Below are 19,962 nucleotides of genomic sequence, written 5' to 3' on the forward strand. Positions count from 1 at the left end.
AAACCCCCAACCAAATCAAGCGATACCTAAATGTTGACAATAAATGAATGATCGTTTATTATTGGTTCATGAGATATAGAGATGATAACAAAGTCGAAGCAATATTTGACGCGACCGTACAGCTTATTAATGAGATCGGTTTCTCTGATACGTCGATATCAAAAATTGCCAAAAGAGCAAATGTATCAGCAGCGACGATTTATATTTACCATGAGAACAAAGAGGATCTGCTCTACAAGACCTACTTGAAGATTAAAGGCAAGATGAGCGAGAAAATGTTTCAGGGAGTGGATCATACCCGAACAGTTCACGAACGATTTGAGGCTATCATCCGCAACTATGTTGATTTTATTCAAACCTTCAAAGAGTACTTTTTATTTCTGGAGCAAGTCATGAATTCACCTTTGCCCCAGAAATGGTGCCTAGATGATACGGCAAGTCAGTTTCAACCGATCTTTGAGATGTTTGACGCCGGCATCCGACAGGAGATCTTGAAGAAGGAGGATATTAACATGTTAGTTGCTTACTCCATCTTGCCGATAGCCGAATTGTTGAAAGCACATTTGAAGAACGGGACCATATTAAATAGTAAACAATTAGATTCTGCCATCAAGATGAGTTGGGACGCTATTAAGGCATAGTTAGGTATTTTAAGCGATGCTACGCATCGCTGTTCTTTCCACCAATAGTAAATGAACGTTCACTTAATATTGATGCAATATAGATAAAAGAGAGGCAAAGAATAATGAAGTTTACCATCTTTGGAGCTAGCGGGGGTACGGGCTTACAGCTAATTGATCAAGCGATCAACAAGGGACATACCGTAAAAGCCTTTGTACGTGCCGCAGATCGAATCCCGTTTACCCGGGAGGGATTAACAGTTGTAGAAGGCAATCTATTTAGTGAAGAGGAGGTAGAATCGGCTGTTGAGGGGCAAGACGCGGTGTTTGTAGCTTTAGGAGCTACAGCAGGAAGTCCTTCAGATCTATGCTTACGTGGGACTCGTTCAATTGTGAACGCGATGAGAAGGCATAAAGTAAAAAGACTGGTCGTTCTTACGGGCTTTGGCACCAGCAGAGAAAGCAGGAATCAGCTCGGAATTGGGATGAGAACGATTGTAAAACTGGTTTCTTTAATGACGTTCCGAGAGTTTTACGATAAGGAAAGGCAGGATGGTATTGTGCGGAAAAGTGGATTGGACTGGACTATCGTTCAGCCTTCAAGGCTCACCGATGAGCCGGGCAAAGGGCGATATAAGCACGGTGCTTTTACTCCTTCCATGCTAGCTAAAATTTCTCGAGACGACGTGGCTAGATTCATGATCGTTTCAGTCGAACATGCTCGTTATATCAAACAATTCTCGTTTATTCATGACTGACTGAACAGCTTTGCATGTAGTAATGACCTAATTACATTTAAAATATAACCTTTCGGAGGAATAAATCATGAGACCAAACTGGACGCCTGACGATCTTCCAAACTTAAGAGGAAAAACCGCTATCGTGACGGGAGGCAATGGCGGGGTGGGCTATTATACGGCATTAGAGCTAGCGAAGCACGGTGCCAAAGTGATCATTGGAAGCCGTGATCCTAGGCGCGGCGAAGAGGCAATCATAAAGATGAAACAAACTGCACCGAATATAGATGTGACAGTGGAGCCATTAAACTTGGCTGATCTGAAGTCAGTTCGAAGCTTTGCCGACACGATCCACGGGAAAGTGAAAGGAATAGACGTCCTTATAAACAATGCTGGGGTAATGGCAGTTCCCACTCGTGAACTGACGGCCGATGGTTTTGAAATACACTTTGGAACCAATCATCTTGGACACTTCGCGTTGACAGGTCTGTTATTGCCGTTAATTGAAAAGAACCACGGTCGAATCGTTACAGTTAGCGCACAGTCAGCTCAAATGGGTGATATAGATTTTTCTGATTTAAAAATGGAAAAGAAATACAGACCAATGGCAGGATACAATCGCTCGAAACTTTCAAACATACTATTTGCCCGAGAATTAAATCGGCGTGCGAAGAAGAAAGGTATCACTTCTATAGCAGTACATCCTGGAACTAGTCCTACAGGAATCGGGAGAAACGCACCGAAGGGAACCAAAGCATTCGGACTGCTATTAATGAAAATATTCGGAACTCCTCCTGATCAATCATCTTGGCCATCACTTATTGCGGCGACGGATTCGACAATCACCGGAGATATTTACGTAGGGCTAGGAATGAATCCTCTAAAGGCTAAGAAACCGAAGTTTGTAGATTTCCCCAAAAAGGCATTGGATGTACAGCTTGCGGAAAAACTTTGGTTACTATCCGAGAAGTTAACCGGAGTACATTATAACCTGTAAAAAAACTATAAAAGATGGCTCTTTTTTTCGCCTATAGACCCGTTAAGATGAACCGTATCACATATGCCAGGTTATTACGCAAACGGGAGACATTAATTCAAAATAGCATGGAGCAGTTTGCCGGTTGGCAGATGCTCCTTTTTCGTAAGCTAATGGGTAGGGTAGGATAGTTGAATTTGACAAGGGCATAATACTACCAAAAGAATATGGAGGGAATGTCCTTGTCTAAATGGATTATTTCATTGATTGTTATTTTTATATTTTCTGTTGAAATCAACAATAATCTACTCATTGCTTCAGCTAATCCTACGTTAACTTTTTCAAATGTTGAACTGGACAAGCTGAAACTTGTTGCGGACTTCAAACTAATTACACCTTCTTCCTCCGTCCAAAGCTATAAATTGGAGATTAAGGCACCATACCCGTTTAATCCAGGGCAATCAGTTTCAGAAGTTAGACTTCATTTTTTTGATGAATCAGGAAACTCTTATTTGTTTGGAATTGAAGAACATAAGGCGGTTGGATATAAAATAAACCGAGTTATTACTACCATCGATGTTCGTAACCAAACAAGTACAACAAGAACTGTAGTCGAGGATTTTAAGTTTAGTGAACGTGGAGAGAAAATTAACATAAATGGATTTGAAGGGCGTTTTGAACCATGGGTTAACCATGTACCAGGTGGATACCTACGATGGGTACATAACGATACTTTCATTGAAATTGATAGCGGAGAATTAACTAAAGAGGAAATGATCGTGTTAGCAAGATCAATGAAATGATTCAACTAACGGGAGACGATAACTCAGTAATACAATCAATTTTTGAACGTAATAATTTAGCGCTTGACGCAAAGGTTAATCAGACCCAGCCTAATCCTGCTGAATTTACTCTAGGTCATAATGTAGGTAGTAGGGAAGAAGTTGAAAAGGTGATGAAAGAAGTAAAGAATTCTGGAGCCTATATCACAGTCCCGGCACATGACACTTTTTGGGGTGGTTATTCTGGCTACTTCCAAGATCCCGATGGTCATACATGGGAAGTTGTTTGGAACCCACAATGGGAAACCAATGAGTACTTTCATTCCTTCTGTATAAATAGTAATCAAAATAAAAGTAAGTGGATTGAAATATCTAAATATAAGAACGAAAATGAATATAGAAAAAGTATTGATCTAATTAATGATAATACTGAGATAAAGCAACTTTTGGAAAAATTCTCATCTCTTTTGGTTAATGGTAAGACTGACTTAGTTGAAGAGGATTATATAATGAAATTTAGTTCTAATGATACATAGCATTAAGCTAGCGGGAAACGATAGCTCAACAAAACCAACAAAGCAGCTGACCAACGTGATCAGCTGCTTTTGTTAAACGAACGGGCAACCAGGAATCGAGACTTTCTAGGACCCCTAGTCCTTTCTCAAATTGGTCTCTCGGGTGACATCAAATGCCTAAACATAAGTCCCATCTTTAAGAGCAGCAGATGATCGGTATTCTTCAAATCCAGACTCAGCAGCCCTGAAATTTTCTCCAGCCTGTACAGCACCGTGTTGCGATGGATGAATAGCTCACGTGCGGTCTCATTCACTTGGCCGTTGTTGGCGAAATAGGCTTCAAGTGTGTGCATCATCTCGCTGGTGTACTCCTCTTCTTTGTCCAGCAGTGGACGGAATAAATAAGAGCAATACCTACCCATAACCTCCTGTGGAATATGTCTGAAGAGATAAATGAACTCCAGATCAGCAAACATGACAACCGGTTCGCTTAAACCGAGTTCCGTGCTGATTCTCTCAGCCTCCCCGCACTCCCGGAAGCCGTCGATGAACTCCTCCATACCCGTTCTCACTTTACTGATATAACATTTCCTTGCTCCTGCTCCGTGGTCCCATGAATGCATCAAATCTGCATACAAAAGTGCCGAATTCTCATACTTCCTTCGATCCTTGGCCTCTTCATCTGGAAGAGGTAAGAGTGAATATATGCGGTTCATCACATAAAAATGATGGGATTCCAAGGAGGACGTTTTGGGATGGTCCTGAAGCTTATTCTGAATCTCCCTCAGCTTGCGCCTCTGACATTCATGGTCCCATGCATCAGCTCTTGTGGAAGATACCATGCATACGTAGGGAGTGCTCCAAAATGTGCTTCCCAACGCTTCCGCAAATTCGAGCACCGTTTTCAGAGAGGCGTTTCCCTTTAGGTAACGTTCCATGGCCGTGCCAAGACGACTGCCTGCCGCAGCAGCCTCCTGATTCTGGATGACCTCCAGATGATAGGAAAGAATAACGGCAGCTTGGTGAAATATGCCCTCCATTTCATGTGCTTCCAGCAGATTTTCAGTTTGTATCAGCAAGTAACCGTATGACTTTCCGTTTTTCAGCAGGGGTACCCGATACAACAGGTTGTTGGCCGACTTGTAAAACCGATTGTCCTGATTCCAGGGCCAATCGCTCAACAGCTCCATATCGGAACAGCGTGTCATGTTATACAAGCTCTGTCCCTCAGAGGTAACGATGGCTAAAGGAACCCCTAAAATGCTTGTGATACTTTGAAAATAATTGGTGTACTCATCCGCCTGCATCGCAAAATCAACCAGCTTCTTCTGCGTTTCAAGCAATTCATTCAGCCGGCGGGTATCGCGTTGGAACTCGGATTGGTAGAGAGCGGTGATCTGCTCGGAGAAGGTGAATTGAAAAGGCAGCTCAATTAGGGGCAAGCCCAGCCGATCGGCTTCCAGCAGGGCTATCTCTGGTATTTCCGCCCAGTATCGACCAAGCTTGATGCCAAGCCCGGAGGCCCCACGTTCATTCAGCTTTTGCAGCAAATTAACAAATTCCTCGGGTGAATCCCTAATCGCATAAGCTGTAGTCAACAAGAGCTCCCCTTCTTTCATCCAGTTGATCACATCCGGCGCATCCATCAAATTGATGGAGCTAATCGTTCGAGAAATTCCTTTTTTACCGGCTGCCAACTTCCCTTCCGATAACGGGTACACCGCCAACGCATCTTCTATAGTTAAATGCATGTCAATCCATCCTCCTAAAAGATACATATCTGAATCAGGTACCGGACACCACGTAACTTTTTAAGCAATTATATAGGGACTTGTCGAATTCCTGCAATCCCTTTTGTTATATGTGTGTTATATAAGTTAACTCAAAATATAGAATGTTCTGTTTTTGAACCAACGTAAAGCGTATACCGTTAGATAAAAAACCAAATTTGTGTTAGGAATATTTACACACTTATTTTTTGGCTTTATGATAGGACACAACTTCAAAGAGAAGAGGGGATTCAGATGCAGCTCACCCAAAATCAACAGGCAGCGGCCCAAAAGGACAGCCGTTCCATGCTTGTAATCGATGATGTCGGCAAAATCTACCCCAATGGCACTGTAGCTGTGCAGCATGCGAATCTGCATGTGGGGGAAGGAGAATTTCTATGTTTTGTCGGTCCTTCCGGTTGTGGGAAATCTACCATTTTCAATATGATTGCCGGTTTGACGGAACCGACCTCCGGTCATCTGACCGTGCTGGGTACTTCCCCAAAGGAAGCACGTAAACAGAATGAAATTGCCTTTGTATTTCAGGAGCATACCCTGCTACCGTGGGCCAAGTTGATTGATAATGTCACCATGCCTCTTACTTTGCGTGGCGTATCCAAAAAGGAGCGAATTACCGAAGGGGAGCGGGTTCTAGAGCTGGTAGGCCTAAAGGATTATATGAAGGTGCTGCCCCGTGAGTTGTCAGGCGGAATGAAGATGCGAGTATCTATTGCAAGAGCGTTGATATCCCGTCCCAAGCTGCTGTTAATGGACGAACCGTTTGGCGCCCTTGATGAAATTACCAGGCAGACGCTGCAGAATGAACTGCTAAATATTTGGGAACAGGACAAAAAGATGTCGGTTCTGTTCATTACGCATAACGTGTTTGAAAGTGTGTTCCTATCGACGAAAGTCGTGGTGATGACGCCTCGTCCCGGTAAAATTTCGGATTTCATTGATATTCCGTTTGCCTATCCGAGGGATGATGAATTCCGGACCCAGCCTGAATTCGGTGAATATGTACGCAGCGTGTCCAATGTACTGAAACATTGATAGCCAGAAATGAGAGGAGAGGGAAGCAACATGGAAGAGATGGTAGCTAATCCAGCCGTTGAAACGACACCAGGTATCCGAGCTTCTGGGAAGGACAATGCCCGCAGCCATCATCCGGCAGAAGAGAGCCCAGTTATTGGACTGCTGAAAAAAATTCTGCCGCCAATAGTCGTGTTCGTCCTGTTTATCGGCGGATGGGAACTGATCGTGCGAATGCTCGGAATGCCTCCGTATATTTTGCCCAAGCCATCCGATATTGCCGCTGCCGCCGCCGAGAACAGCACCAATCTAATTACGTCGGTTAGCACAACCATTGTAGAGGCTTTGATCGGTTTTACGATCAGTGTAGTGCTTGGGATTTCATTGGCCATTCTGCTCGCTCTGTCCAAAACAGTGGAAAAAAGCGTATATCCGTACGCTATTATCCTACAGACTATTCCGGTCGTTGCGGTCGCACCAATCATTGTAATCTGGTTCGGAGCGGGAATAAATGCCATTGTAATTATCTCATTCTTAATTAGCTTTTTCCCGATTTTATCGAATACACTGATCGGATTGAACTCAACGGATCAGAACATGAAGAATTTATTCTATTTGTATAATGCAAGCAAGCTGCAAACCATTTGGAGGCTGAGATTTCCGGCGGCACTCCCGTACATTATGGCAGGACTGAAAATTTCATGCTCCAGTTCGGTTGTCGGAGCGATCGTGGGTGAATACATTGCAGGCATTGGTGGCGGACAAGGCGGACTCGGTTACGGGATTACCGTTGCGGCAACCCGCCTGCAAACTCCTTATCTGTTCGCCTGCGGTTTAGCGGCATCCGCCCTAGGAATCGCATTTTTCCTGATCATCAACATGGTGTCGAACAAACTTTTGAAGTCCTGGCATGAATCAGCAATGAAATGATACCAGAATCGGGGGAGAGATCCAACATGTCCAAACATCATATGAACTTTCGTTACAAGAAATGGCTGCTGTCGGCTGCTTCTTTGATCATACTGCTTCTGAGCGCATGCTCCAATTCCTCCGCTCTAGAATCCGCCGCCCCGGCGAGAGGGGAAGCCGGAACAGATTTGAAGCAGGTGAAACTGATCGAGGGCTGGTACGCCAAAGGGGAAGATGGAGGCTATTTTGCGGCTTTGCAGCAGAACTATTATAAGGACAAGGGGATCGACATGACGATTCAGCCTGGAGGCCCCGAGGTGTCAACCATGCAGCTTGTCGCTGCAGGCAAAGCTGAATTCGGCATCTCTTATGCGGATGAAATTTTGAAGGCGCGGGAACAGGGAATCCCTGTTGTCGGTATCCTTGCCGGTTTTCAAAGCACACCGCAGGTTCTGATGTACCACAAGGGGGAGAACATTCAGGATTTCACAGATCTGAACGGCAAAACCGTATACATCGGTACTGCGGTGCCTTACTGGGAATATATCAAGAGCCAATACAATCTGACAGATGTAAAAGAAATGAAGTATAACGGGCAGCTTGTCAATTTTATCAATGATCCCAGTTCGCTCAATCAGGGTTACATCACGAATGAGCCTTACGCACTTTCTCAGCAGGGGGTTGAGGTGGACTATCTGAAAATCGCCGATTCCGGTTATGCGAACTATGCAGACGTTCTTTTTACGACTGAAGATTACCTCAAAGAGCACCCTGATGTCGTTGAAGCTGTGGTGCAGGCAAGTCAGAAAGGTTGGAGCTATTATCTAGACAACTATGAAAAGGTAAACCCGTTTATTCAAACCTACAATCCCGATATGACGGTAGAAGCAATGAATTACGAGGCAGTGCAGGAAAAACCATTTATTCTTAACAAGGATTCCGAGGCAAATGGTATTGGTTACATGACAAAAGAACGCTGGAGCACCCTGCAGGATCAGATGATCAAGGGCGGAGGATTAACGAAAGCACTAGATGTTACCCAGGCGTTTACAACCGAGTATCTGATGAAGCCATAAACCTGGACCAAAAGTATTTGATGCCTCAAACCAGAAATTTCAGAAAAAATGAGGGGACTTTATATGTTCAAACTTGGAAATCGAAAGAGCTATTGGCAAGTGTCCGAAACGCTGGTGGATCTAAGGCGAACTCAAAAGTACGGCAAGACAGTAACCCTCCCTGCACAGCCGCAGGAAGTCATATTTGATCTCGAGCATACGGCGGTTATTGTGGTCGATATGCAGAATGATTTCTGTACACCGGGTGGATGGCTGGATTCCATTGGGGTCGATACCTCTCCGCTCCTAAACCCGGTCAGCCGGCTGAACCGACTGATGCCCGAGCTGCGCAAAGCGGGAGTGCCTGTTATTTGGGTGAACTGGGGCAATCGGGAAGACCGAATGAACGTGCCGCCATCCGTGCTCCATGTGTACAATTCGGATGGGCGGGGCAACGGCATCGGGGACCCGCTGCCGGGGAACGGCTCCAAGGTGCTGGAGAAAGGCAGTTGGGGAACGGCAATTGTCGATGGCCTCGATTCATCCCCCGATGATATCTATGTGGATAAATACCGCATGAGTGGGTTTTGGGATACACCACTGGACAGTATTCTACGCAATCTTAATATTCAAACGGTGTTGTTTGCCGGGGTAAATCTCGATCAGTGTGTCATGCATACACTACAGGACGCGGCTTGTCTCGGATATGACGGCATACTTCTGGAGGATTGCTCGGCAACAAGCTCCCCAGATTTCTGCATAGATGCGACCTTGTACAATATCAAGCAATGTTATGGCTTCGTTACGGATTCCACCTGGTTGGTAAAAGAGCTGAGCGGGGCAGCGACCCCTATAGAGAGAAACACATCGGAAGAGCTGGCATCGCTAGAAGGCTGAGCGGAAGGATGGGATGACGCAATGAAGGACCAATGGAACGCGATTGTCAACCAGATGGTAGTTGAACCGACAGGACAGGGTAGGCTGAACGGACTCAGCTTTATGGTCAAGGATGTGTTTGCCGTACGTGACATTACAAATGGCGCCGGTAATCCATGTTGGCTCCAGACGCATGAGCCGGCGACGGAACACGCGGAAACGCTCAACCCGCTATTGCAGCAAGGAGCACGACTAACGGGGATGACGCAAACGGATGAGCTGATGTTCAGCTTGAATGGCGAAAATATTCATTATGGAACACCGGTGAATCCAAGGGCCCCCGATCGTATCCCTGGCGGTTCTTCTAGCGGATCGGCGGTTGCCGTCGCTGCGGGACTTGCTGACTTCTCTCTTGGAACGGATACGGGAGGATCGGTACGTGTGCCATCTTCGTACTGTGGAATTTATGGAATGCGTCCATCGCATGGCATTGTTTCCGAGAAAGGCGTTATCCCACTCGCTCCCAGCTTCGACACCGTTGGCTGGATGGCACGCGATCTCGAGACGCTGTGCCGGGTAGGTGAAGTGCTTTTGCCGCAGACAGACTCGGGTACAGGCTTTAGCCGGGTGCTCATCGGTGAGGATGCGTGGGAGCTGGCTGATACTGAGAGCAAAGAGGCGCTTACCCCTTACCTGAAGTTGCTGAGCGGCCTGGCTGCGAGCCATGAAACTATTCGCATCGCCCCGCAGGGTCTGCCTGAATGGATGACCATGTTCAGGACGATCCAAGGCTACGAAATATGGCAAGAGCATAGGGACTGGATTGAACGTGAGCAGCCGGCCTTCGGACCGGATACAGCCGGGCGATTCTCCTGGGCAAGCACCGTTGAACGTGCCGATCAGGAGAAGGAAGAAGAACGCCGGCTCGAGGTGTGCAAGCACATGGCTGACCTGCTCAGAACAGATACGGTGCTTGTGATTCCGACGACGACTGGAGTGGCCCCGAAGCTCGGACTGGGAGGACCTTTAATTGAAGAGCGAAGAGTGAAAACGATGCGGTTGACCTGCATTGCCGGTTTGTCGGGTCTGCCGCAGCTTACGATCCCCGCTACCGAGGTACTGGGCTGCCCGGTCGGTATTTCCCTTATCGCTGGCCAGGGACAGGATCAACGTCTGCTGGAATGGGCCACATCCCTTTTTCCAGCGGTAAATTCAGCAGTAAAAGATAAGAGCATCATTCGATAAATAAGGACATTAAGCTACGCGGAAAGAACATCAAAGCCACAGGAGAAAGGGTGTCAGTTATGTTTCAGCGATATGAAGGAACAGCATGGGAGGAGCGCTTTTTGCCCCGTCTGACAAGCAAACAGGTCAAAGAACTGCCGAAGGATAAGGCGCTGGTTATTCTGCCGGTCGGAGCTGTGGAGCAGCATGGACCCCATCTGCCTGTATATACGGACACTCTGATTGGGGAAGCGACATTAACACAAACGCTGGAGCGCGTGCGGGCAGATAAGGAGATTTGGCTACTGCCACCGGTCTCGTATGGTAAAAGCAACGAACATATCGGGCTTCCGGGCACCATTTCCTTATCTGCGAGCACACTGCATGCCATAATGCTGGACATTGCAGAAAGTCTGAAGGCCAGTGGTTTTCGCAAGCTGTTGTTGTTTAATACCCATGGCGGCAATGTGGATTTGCTGAATACGGTATCACGAGAAATACGGATCAGAACGGGGATGATGGTTTTCTATCTCAGTCCCAGCAGTCTGAATGTAGCAGAGGATCTCCTGTCTTCCGAGGAGCTGGAATACGGTATTCATGGTGGCGATTATGAGACCTCTCTCGTGATGTCTATCAAACCGGACTGGGTGAAGAAGGAGTTCCTCGTCAAAGAGCTTCCTGATATGTCCTCTTACCGCTTTCTTACATTAGAAGGGAAAATCCGCTTCGCCTGGAAGATGGCTGACATCTCCGCTACCGGTATTGCTGGTGATGCTACGACAGCCACGCCTGAGAAAGGCATGATTATTCAGGATAGAATCTCAGCGATTTTGTCGGAGGCGCTGGAGGAACTGTGTGATTTTGAAATCACCGATGTCCGCGGGACTGAACCGGTTCAGCAGCCAGCAGGAAGCACCCTGTGAAGCTCGTCAGTCTGAAACACGGCGATGGTGAACAGGCAGCGATTGAACATGGGGAACGATTCTTTCTTCTGGAGGAGATCAACAGGGCGGAAGGAAGCACATGGAGCACCTCCGTTATGGAGATCTTGCAGCAAGGCCAGCTAGAGGAGCTTGTCCAGTGGTATCAGAAGCACGGGGACAGAACAGTTTCATCAATCCCTTTCATACTTTCAGAGGGAGCTATACCTGCTCCTCTCTTCCGCCACCCTCGTAAGATCTGGGGAATTGGCATGAATTATGTGCAAAAAGCGATCGATCTCGCATCCACTCCTCCAGAGCGTGAGCCAGTCTGCTTCATGAAGCCGGACTCAAGCCTGATCGGGCCAGAAGAGTATATCCAGCTGACGGCTCAGGATGTGAATGTGACATCAGAAGCAGAGCTTGGCATTATCATCGGCCGAACCTGCAAAAATGTGCCGGAAGAACGTGGGCAGGAGGTCATTGCCGGTTTTGCCGCAACGCTGGATATGACTAACCAGGACATTCACGCACGGAACCCCAGATTCCTGCAGCGATCCAAGGTATCCGATACATTTTTCAGTCTTGGACCACAACTAATAACACCTGACGAAATAGGCGATATGCAGAGCCTCGTCGTTGAAACTGTGTTGAATGATGAGGTTATTCATAGCAATACGGTGTCTCGCATGATTTATCATCCATGGTTCATTGTCTCGTATTTTTCACAGATGATGACTCTCCATCCGGGAGATGTGATCATGACGGGCACACCCGGGTCCGTCCAGATTCAGCAAGGAGATGTCGCAGAGTGTAGAATCAGTGGCTTTATGACACTTCGAAATCCGGTAGGGGAAGTAGAATAAATCATCAGTAATTTTCCTTGGGGAGTGGTAATGAGATGAACAAGTACAGACAAAAGGGCACTGTAGTTTTACTCGCAGCAATGTTTTCCTTATCCACATTGCTTGCGGCTTGCGGGAATCAGCCAACTGCTCAGAATGCCGCTGCTACGGGGGGAAGCGAGGAACTCACGGCAATTACACAGGTGACGAACTGGTTTGCACAAGCGGAGCATGGGGGGCTATATGCGGCAAAGGAACAAGGATATTACAATGAGGCTGGTCTCGATATGACCATCCAGGCAGGTGGGCCGCAGGTGTCTCCAACACAGATCGTGGCTTCCGGCAAGGCGCAGTTCGGACTTGCTACAGCGGATCAATTGCTGGTCGCTCGTGAAGAAGGAATCCCCCTTGTAGCGATTGCGACGATATTCCAGAAAAGCCCGCAGGGACTTATGGTTCATGCCAACCAGAACATTTCCTCCCTGGCCGATTTGAACAACCGCTCTGTTTACGTGGGAACGGGCTCGGTGTTCTGGGATTTTGTGAAGAGTAAATACCAATTGGGTAACGTGAAGGAATTGGCTTATACCGGTTCTCTGGCTCCTTTTGTAGCCGATGAAACGGTTGCCATTCAGGGATATGTAACCAGTGAGCCGTACGAGATGAAGCAGCAGAATGTAGACATTAATTTCCTGCTGCTGGCAGATGCCGGTTATAACCCGTATTCCAATGTGCTGTTCACCACGGAGCAGTATATCCAGGATCATCCTGATATTGTGCGTGGTTATGTCGAGGCTTCGATGAAGGGCTGGGATTATTACAAGACCAATTATGATACCGTGAATGACGTCATTTTAAAGGAAAACCCTGATTTTACGAAAGAAAAGCTGAACTATGCCGCTGAAACGCTTATCCCGTTTGTATACGAAGGTGATGCGGCGGAACACGGTGTTGGTTACATGACAGAGGAACGCTGGGCGGAGCTCGGAAAGCAGCTAAAGGAGATTGGGGCATTGAAAGAGGAGCCTGATGTCAGCAAAGTATTTACGGATGAGTTCTTGCCGAATTCCTAAGAGATTCCTTTAGGAGATCAGTTTTACAACATACGGGAGGGGAACCGAATGAATGAACATTGGATAGCCGTATTGAAAGAACGCATGGATCCGGAATTGCTGCAGTGGGAGGAGGCGGCGCTTGCCAAATATTCGATGGATTATCATCACTTCTCTCCTGTGCTGGCCAGTCAGCTGCAGGGTAAGGTCGCCGAGTGCATCGCCAGTCCGCGCACCGAGGAAGAGCTTGACGATCTGCTCTCCATTGCAGCAGAGCTGGGAGTTCCGCTGACCATCAGGGGGAACGGCACCGGCAACTACGGTCAATGCGTTCCGGTCACAGGCGGAATCGTCCTGAATCTGGCCAAATACAACAAGGTGCTCGAAATGGGAGAAGGCACTATGCGGATCCAGGCCGGGACTAGACTCGGCAAAATGGAATCCACTGCCCGCAAGGCGGGTTATGAGCTGCGTACGATGCCTTCCACCTTTCAATCAGCGACGATCGGCGGTTTTTTATGCGGCGGTTTTGGCGGTATCGGTTCGATCAGCTGGGGGACGATCTGGGATGGGCTGGTACGTTCTCTAAAAATCAAGACCGTTGAGGTTCATCCCCGTACCATTGAGCTCCAGGGGGACGAGGTGCTGCCTTACCTGCATACTTACGGTACAATCGGCATTTTATCCGAAGTGGAAATCAATCTGGCTCCCCGAGTGGAATGGATGCAATGGGCAGTAACCTTTGACAGTTTTGAACAGGCTTTTCGCTTCGGGCAGTCGGTTGCTGAGGACAGTTCCTTGGTGAAACGGCTAATTTCCATCCATGAATGGCCGGTTCCGTCCTATTTTCTTCCGCTTGATCTCCCCGCTGGTCGTGCTGTTGTATTGCTTGAAGTGGATACAGCCAACGAATTCCAACTTGAACGTATCCTATCGGGATATGAAGGTCATATGGCTATGAAGGTCTCTGCCGAACAGTACCACAAAGGTGTAGGGGTCTCCGATTTCACATGGAATCATACGACTTTGTGGGCGCGCAAGGCAGACCCCGGCTTAACCTACCTGCAGCTGAATTTTGATCCATCCTGTGCCCTTGAGCAAATCTCATCTATGAAAAAGGAATATCCGGAAGTGATGAATCATATCGAGTTTGCCCGGCAAAACGGAAATTTGCTGATCTCCGGCCTGCCGCTGGTTCCCTTCACAACGGAGGAAAATCTGAATCAGCTGATGGAGCGTTATGAGGAAAACCGGGTTATAGTCAATAATCCGCATACTTGGGATTTGAAGGAAGGCGGGCGATCATACGCCCATGATCGTTTGTGGGAAATCAAACATCGTAACGATCCGAAGGGAATTCTGAATCAGGAGAAATTAAAGCGTTCGGCTGTTAGCGGCGTCTAATCAACGGGTGACGGAAGAATGGCGCAACCTGCAGCAGTTAACGTACCATACGGACTTCTATAGCAAATCCGTATCTACAGCAGAAGGAGCGAGTTGCATGAAATTTGGAAATGTGGTCATCCGCCGAAAGGTTCCTTGTATGATGCGGGACGGTGTAACGTTGTATTCAGACATATACATGCCTGACGAGACAGGAGAATTTCCTGTGCTGCTGATGCGCCAGCCCTACGGACGGTCGATTGCCTCTACCGTTACACTTGCCCACCCCGTCTGGTATGCCAGTAAGGGGTACATCGTAGTAATCCAGGACGTTAGGGGGCGGGGAGAGTCGGAAGGCGAATTTGATCCGTTTGTACAGGAAGCTGAGGACGGGGTTGATACCATCGAATGGGCAGCAGGTCTGTCCGGCTCGACCGGGAAAGTAGGCATGTACGGTTTCTCTTATCAAGGCCTAACACAATGGGCAGCAGCTTCCCTTCACCCCCCTGCGCTCAAGGCGATAGCACCGAGCATGTGTCCGGCAGACATGTACCATGGCTTATTTTATCCGCATGGCTCCTTCGCACTTGGCAATCATCTGCCGTGGGCTTTCCAGCTGGCTCGTGACACGGCACAAAGAGCGGGAGACTTCGAAACGGCAGAGCAATGCTCCCGATTGATGCGCAGCCCCGAGGAGATGCTTTGGAAAATGCCATTGAATGAAAGACATCCGATTCTGGAGCAATACTTTCCCGCATTTTATGATTGGATCGATCATCAAGCGTACGATGAGTACTGGGAGCGGATGAACTGGATCGACGAGATCGTCCGGGAACCGGTGCCGGCGTTGCATATTGGGGGCTGGTATGACGGTTTCCTAATGGGCACGTTACAGTCGTTCGAGGCTCTTCAAGCTACGGCCACTTCGGATTGTTTTCATCGGCTCATTGTCGGCCCGTGGGCTCACATTCCATGGGGACGCAGAGCGGGCGGAATCGACCATGGAGAGCAAGCGGATGGTGGTCATCATCTGGAGCAGCTGCGCTGGTTTGATTATTGGCTGAAGGGCAAGGAAGACATGGAATTGCCTGGTGAACTGCCGATCCGATATTTTGACCAATTGAGTCATGAATGGCATACGGCGGAACAGCTGCCTTCTGTATTTGAGTATGGGTCCTCTCCGTCCGAATCTTTTTATCTGTCAGGGTCACAGACCCCGGCGAACGGTGCGGCAGGAGGGGGGAGACTCGAAAAGCATAAGGAAGATGTGGAGGAGGCTGTTCCGGATGTATTCGTATACGACTCGCGTCTGCCAATGCGTCTGGACTCTTACCTGCCGTCCGACCGAGCTGCCATTCAGGAACGGCAAGAGATCCTGGTATATACGGGAGGACCGCTTGCAGAGGATATCCCGATTTTTGGGTCCCCGGAATTGACCGTTCAGTACCAAACATTGGGAGGACCGACGGATCTGGTGGCCATCCTCACGACCGTATCCGAGAAAGGGACGGCCCGGCTACTGAGTGTGGGTCGCACGGAAATCTGCAGTGAAGGAGCAGATGCCTCCAATGAATGGAGAATGGCGCGGATTCGGCTGCGTCCCTTGGCTGCTACCCTGCCGGCTGGCTCGTATGTCCGGCTTGAGTTAACAGGCAGCGCCTTCCCGTTATTCGCCCGGCATCCGAACGGTGTCTGGGATGAGACGAACAGCACGGGAACAGGTGGGTTGAAGATTGCCACCACGGCTGTTCGCAGTACTGAACAGGACATATCCTGTTTGAAGCTGCCGTTGAAAAGATGAAAATTGAAGCATAAATTAAAATCAATCAAAGTGAGGTTGAATGTATATGGTGAACATTCCAGGTCTGGTTGCTGGTAACTTTGAGAATTGTCCCGTCCACAAAATTTCCGCACAGGATACAAACAAGTTCATTTTACTGTGCGACAGGGAGCAGGTTCCTTTCACTTCATTTGTGGAGATCTTCGAGGTTGGAGGCAGAACTCCATCCAATGAACACCGGGAGGCTTATGAATATTTTTATGTGTTAAAAGGAGAGGGGCTTGCCAAAGTTGGCAACGAGTATGAGACTCCGATCCGCCAAGGCTCATTCATTATCATTCCACCGGGCAACCATCACGATATTATTAACACGGGCAGCACACGTCTGTATTGTCTGACGACCATGGTACCGGACGAAATGTTCTCGGATATGATCAAAGCGGGTCCTGCCACCGAGCTGGATGAGGAGGATCTGGCCGTGCTTCAGGCACTGGCTACCGCGCAATGAGTGCAGAGCTGCGCTTCATTAATGTTCGCCTTCCGCACCGAGAAGACCTGTGTCTTTATGAAGTAAAGGCGAAGGATGGAAAATGGGTTAGCGTCCGTCGGCAGGACCGTTTCCTTGTTGCACGGGAAAGCGGTGCTTCCCGTCTGCTGGTCCCGCATCAGGCCGGATCGGATCTGAAACGGTTGGCAGACGCGGATTGCATCGATCTGCAGGGCAGCATAATGCTTCCTGGCCTGGTTGACTGTCATATGCATCTGGATAAAGCTTTTTCGCTTGAGCAGGTGTCGAACCGATCCGGCACACTTCATGAAGCCATTCTTAATTACAGCCAGGCTGTACAGACATTCAGCAAGGAGCAGCTGGCGGAACGCATGCTGACGGCCGCCAGAATGGCACTGAGCTACGGGACCACGACTATAAGAAGCCACCTTGACTTCCCTGTTCATTTGGGGAGAGAGGTGGCCTTTCGGACGATTGAGGCAGCCTTGGAAGTACGGGAGAAGTTGAAGGGCAGTATGGCTATCCAATATGCGCTCATGGTACCGTTCCGCGGCAATCATGAAGCTGCGGATGAGGCAATCGAGGAAGCACTGCGGATGGGGATTGATATATTGGGTGGAGCCCCTCATCTGGCAGAGGACCCTGAACGGGAGATTGGCAGGATTTTTCGGTTAGCGGAACGTTTCGGCGTACCCATTGATCTGCATGCAGATGAAAGTGATAATCCCGGAAAAAAAACCGTGCTGAGCATAGCAGAACATACGATTCGCTACGGTTATCAGGGCAGAGTGACGGCAGATCATCTGTGCTCGTTGTCCGCAATGACGGAAAATGATGCACAGCATGTGATGGCGAAGATGAAGGAAACCGCTCTGAACGCGGTAACGCTGCCTGCGGTGAACCTGTATCTTCAGGGACGGGAAGATCGCGGCCTGGTAAGACGGGGTACAACACGCATTCGCGAGCTGCTTGCAGAAGGCATTCCACTTGCTGTTGCCTCCGACAATATTCAAGATCCTTTCCATCCGTTCGGCCGCGGGGATCTGATACAGATCGCCCAAATCACATCGTATGCGGCCCATATGGGCAGTGAACAGGATTTAGTACAGCTGCTGCGGATGATCACGGATACACCTGCTGAGATCACAGGCTGCGACGGGTACGGAATAGAAGAAGGGCATGACTGCAACTTTGTCGTAACGGATGCTTCGGATATCACGCAGCTGCTATCAGGTACAAAAATGAGTCGCTGGGTGTATGCCTCTGGCAGATGGCAGTCTGCTTTGCATACAGCGCAGACGTTTGCGTCTGATTTGGTAACATGATTGGCAACAAAAGGGAATTACTGTAAGTTGAACATAGAAGAGAAAGAGGGTGGCAAGATGGTTCCACAAGTCACAGGCACACAGACGATGGTAGTCAGTCCTCACTCTTTGGCCAGCGCGGCAGGATCGCGTATTTTGCAGCAAGGAGGTAACGCCTTTGATGCCGCCGTGGCGGTGAGCTCCTGTCTTGCCGTCGTATACCCACATATGACGGGACTGGGAGGCGATTCCTTCTGGCTGACCTATAGCAACGAAGATAGAGAAGTCAGGGCATATAACGCGAGTGGACGTTCGGGCAGCCGGATTACCGCAGCCTGCTTTGCGGGTGAATCAGCCATCCCACAGCGGGGACCCCGAAGCGTCATTACCGTGCCGGGTATGGTGGACGGCTGGGATGCCATATTACAGGAATATGGCTCGAAGACGCTGGCAGAGGTGCTTGAGCCCGCGATCCAATATGCACTGGAAGGCTTCCCGCTGTCGCCGGACCAGCATGTCAATACGGTCGAGCGTGCAGATGTGCTGGCAGCTTATCCACAGACAGCCGCCATCTATCTGCCCGGAGGCAAGGTCCCGGAGCAGGGCAGCCGCTTTGTGCAGTCTGCTTTGGGAAGCAGCCTGCTGCAGGTTGCGGACCAGGGCCGAGACGTATTTTATTCTGGCAGTGTTGGTCAGGAGATTGTTCGCTCCCTTAAGGAGCAGGGCGGCCTGCTGACACTGGAGGACTTTGCGAGACACAGAGGTGAATGGGTGGAACCGGTCAAAGGGAGTTACCGAGGACTTGATCTTTATCAGGTCCCTCCGAACTCACAGGGCTTTACTGGCATAATGGCGCTTCATATTCTCGAACAGTTTGATTTGGAGAGTATAGAGCATGGTTCCTATGAGTACTATCACCTGCTTGTGGAGGCGCTAAAGCTGAGCTTCCGTGACCGCGATCGTTATTTGACAGACCCACAATTTTCCTCAATCCCTCTGGACCGGCTGCTATCCAAATCCTATGCGGGGAAGCTGGCAGCCTGCATCGATATGGAGCGAGCCCTGCCGATGGATACCCAGCCGGTAGGCCATGATACAGCATATGCAGCGGTAGTAGACAGTGAGGGCAATGCCGTTTCATTTATCCAAAGCCTCTATTTTGAGTTCGGCTCGGCTGTGGTTGGGGGAGACACCGGTATTTTGCTGCAGAACCGGGGCTCGTTCTTTTCTCTTGAGCCGTCGCATGTGAACAGGCTTGAACCAGGCAAAAGAACTTTTCATACCCTGATGCCAGCGATGGCTTGCCGCGATGGGAAGCCGTATATTTTGTATGGTACCCAGGGAGGAGAAGGTCAGCCGCAGACACAAACCGCGCTGCTGACCCGCATGGTGGATTATCGCATGCCCCCCCAGATCGCTGTGCGTGAACCCCGCTGGGTGTGGGGAAGAACATGGGGAGAGGCAACGCAAGAATTAAGAGTGGAAGGCCGAATTACGGCAGAAGTGCAGCAGCGTTTACGGCTAGCCGGACACGAGGTATACACAGTTGAAGATTTTGCTAGAGTAATGGGACATGCGCATGCCATTATGATCGATGACAATGGCTTCCTGTTCGGGGGCACGGACCCTCGCTGCGATGGTGCGGCTATCGGATGGTAAACCAAAACAGGGGAGA

18 protein-coding genes and 1 pseudogene are annotated in these 19,962 nt (G+C 48.9%); 18 read left to right on the top strand and 1 reads right to left on the bottom strand.

What is annotated here, in order from left to right:
* Positions 1–68: 68 nt before the first annotated feature.
* From AB3N00_RS02825 to AB3N00_RS02845, 5 genes and pseudogenes are all read left to right on the top strand, one after another.
* The gene (locus AB3N00_RS02825) at positions 69–641 is read left to right on the top strand and encodes a TetR/AcrR family transcriptional regulator (RefSeq protein WP_413033203.1); all 573 of its coding nucleotides are present in this window, start codon (positions 69–71) and stop codon (positions 639–641) included.
* Positions 642–745: 104 nt separating this feature from the next.
* A complete protein-coding gene (locus AB3N00_RS02830) occupies positions 746–1,378 on the top strand; it encodes an NAD(P)-dependent oxidoreductase (protein WP_413033204.1) in 633 nt (210 codons plus the stop codon).
* A gap of 67 nt (positions 1,379–1,445) precedes the next feature.
* Entirely contained in the window at positions 1,446–2,354 is a 909-nt protein-coding gene (locus AB3N00_RS02835) for an oxidoreductase (protein ID WP_413033205.1), read from the top strand.
* Between the two features lie 221 nt (positions 2,355–2,575).
* Positions 2,576–3,136, top strand: a complete 561-nt coding sequence (locus tag AB3N00_RS02840) for a hypothetical protein (RefSeq protein ID WP_413033206.1) — start codon at positions 2,576–2,578, stop codon at positions 3,134–3,136.
* Positions 3,137–3,171: 35 nt separating this feature from the next.
* A pseudogene (locus tag AB3N00_RS02845) lies at positions 3,172–3,429 on the top strand (VOC family protein); the annotation flags it as partial.
* Positions 3,430–3,776: 347 nt separating this feature from the next.
* On the opposite strand, the gene AB3N00_RS02850 reads toward AB3N00_RS02845, so the two are convergent.
* Complete coding sequence (locus tag AB3N00_RS02850; RefSeq protein WP_413033207.1) at positions 3,777–5,381, bottom strand: PucR family transcriptional regulator; 1,605 nt, start codon at positions 5,379–5,381, stop codon at positions 3,777–3,779.
* Between the two features lie 273 nt (positions 5,382–5,654).
* Between AB3N00_RS02850 and AB3N00_RS02855 the strand changes: the two genes are divergently transcribed.
* The 13 genes from AB3N00_RS02855 to ggt all read left to right on the top strand — a co-directional run bounded on the left by AB3N00_RS02855 (position 5,655) and on the right by ggt (position 19,946).
* Complete coding sequence (locus AB3N00_RS02855) at positions 5,655–6,452, top strand: ABC transporter ATP-binding protein (RefSeq protein WP_175398624.1); 798 nt, start codon at positions 5,655–5,657, stop codon at positions 6,450–6,452.
* A 30-nt stretch (positions 6,453–6,482) separates the two neighbouring features.
* Positions 6,483–7,361, top strand: a complete 879-nt coding sequence (locus tag AB3N00_RS02860; protein ID WP_413033208.1) for an ABC transporter permease — start codon at positions 6,483–6,485, stop codon at positions 7,359–7,361.
* 26 nt (positions 7,362–7,387) lie between these two features.
* Entirely contained in the window at positions 7,388–8,416 is a 1,029-nt protein-coding gene (locus AB3N00_RS02865) for an ABC transporter substrate-binding protein (RefSeq protein ID WP_413033209.1), read from the top strand.
* A gap of 63 nt (positions 8,417–8,479) precedes the next feature.
* Positions 8,480–9,292 carry a cysteine hydrolase family protein gene (locus AB3N00_RS02870; RefSeq protein ID WP_413033210.1) on the top strand — a complete coding sequence of 271 codons (813 nt, stop codon included), beginning with the start codon at positions 8,480–8,482 and terminating at the stop codon, positions 9,290–9,292.
* Positions 9,293–9,313: 21 nt separating this feature from the next.
* The gene (locus AB3N00_RS02875) at positions 9,314–10,516 is read left to right on the top strand and encodes an amidase (RefSeq protein WP_413033211.1); all 1,203 of its coding nucleotides are present in this window, start codon (positions 9,314–9,316) and stop codon (positions 10,514–10,516) included.
* Positions 10,517–10,575: 59 nt separating this feature from the next.
* Positions 10,576–11,418 (top strand): creatininase family protein, encoded by an 843-nt coding sequence (locus AB3N00_RS02880; RefSeq protein ID WP_413033212.1) that lies wholly within the window; start codon positions 10,576–10,578, stop codon positions 11,416–11,418.
* A complete protein-coding gene (locus AB3N00_RS02885) occupies positions 11,415–12,281 on the top strand; it encodes a fumarylacetoacetate hydrolase family protein (RefSeq protein ID WP_413033213.1) in 867 nt (288 codons plus the stop codon). The genes AB3N00_RS02880 and AB3N00_RS02885 overlap by 4 nt, the downstream gene beginning before the upstream one ends.
* A gap of 35 nt (positions 12,282–12,316) precedes the next feature.
* Entirely contained in the window at positions 12,317–13,333 is a 1,017-nt protein-coding gene (locus AB3N00_RS02890; RefSeq protein WP_413033214.1) for an ABC transporter substrate-binding protein, read from the top strand.
* Positions 13,334–13,381: 48 nt separating this feature from the next.
* Positions 13,382–14,716: an FAD-binding oxidoreductase gene (locus AB3N00_RS02895; protein ID WP_413033215.1), complete on the top strand. Its 1,335-nt coding sequence runs from the start codon at positions 13,382–13,384 to the stop codon at positions 14,714–14,716.
* Between the two features lie 97 nt (positions 14,717–14,813).
* Entirely contained in the window at positions 14,814–16,496 is a 1,683-nt protein-coding gene (locus AB3N00_RS02900; protein ID WP_413033216.1) for a CocE/NonD family hydrolase, read from the top strand.
* Positions 16,497–16,542: 46 nt separating this feature from the next.
* Positions 16,543–16,983: a cupin domain-containing protein gene (locus AB3N00_RS02905; protein WP_090898515.1), complete on the top strand. Its 441-nt coding sequence runs from the start codon at positions 16,543–16,545 to the stop codon at positions 16,981–16,983.
* Positions 16,980–18,308: an amidohydrolase family protein gene (locus AB3N00_RS02910; RefSeq protein WP_413033217.1), complete on the top strand. Its 1,329-nt coding sequence runs from the start codon at positions 16,980–16,982 to the stop codon at positions 18,306–18,308. Before AB3N00_RS02905 ends, AB3N00_RS02910 begins: the two co-directional genes overlap by 4 nt.
* Positions 18,309–18,365: 57 nt before the next feature.
* Entirely contained in the window at positions 18,366–19,946 is a 1,581-nt protein-coding gene (ggt, locus tag AB3N00_RS02915; RefSeq protein ID WP_413035177.1) for a gamma-glutamyltransferase, read from the top strand.
* Positions 19,947–19,962 lie beyond the last annotated feature (16 nt).

The organism is Paenibacillus xylanilyticus (assembly GCF_047246825.1).
In the GTDB taxonomy this organism is placed as follows: Bacteria; Bacillota; Bacilli; order Paenibacillales; family Paenibacillaceae; genus Paenibacillus; species Paenibacillus xylanilyticus_B.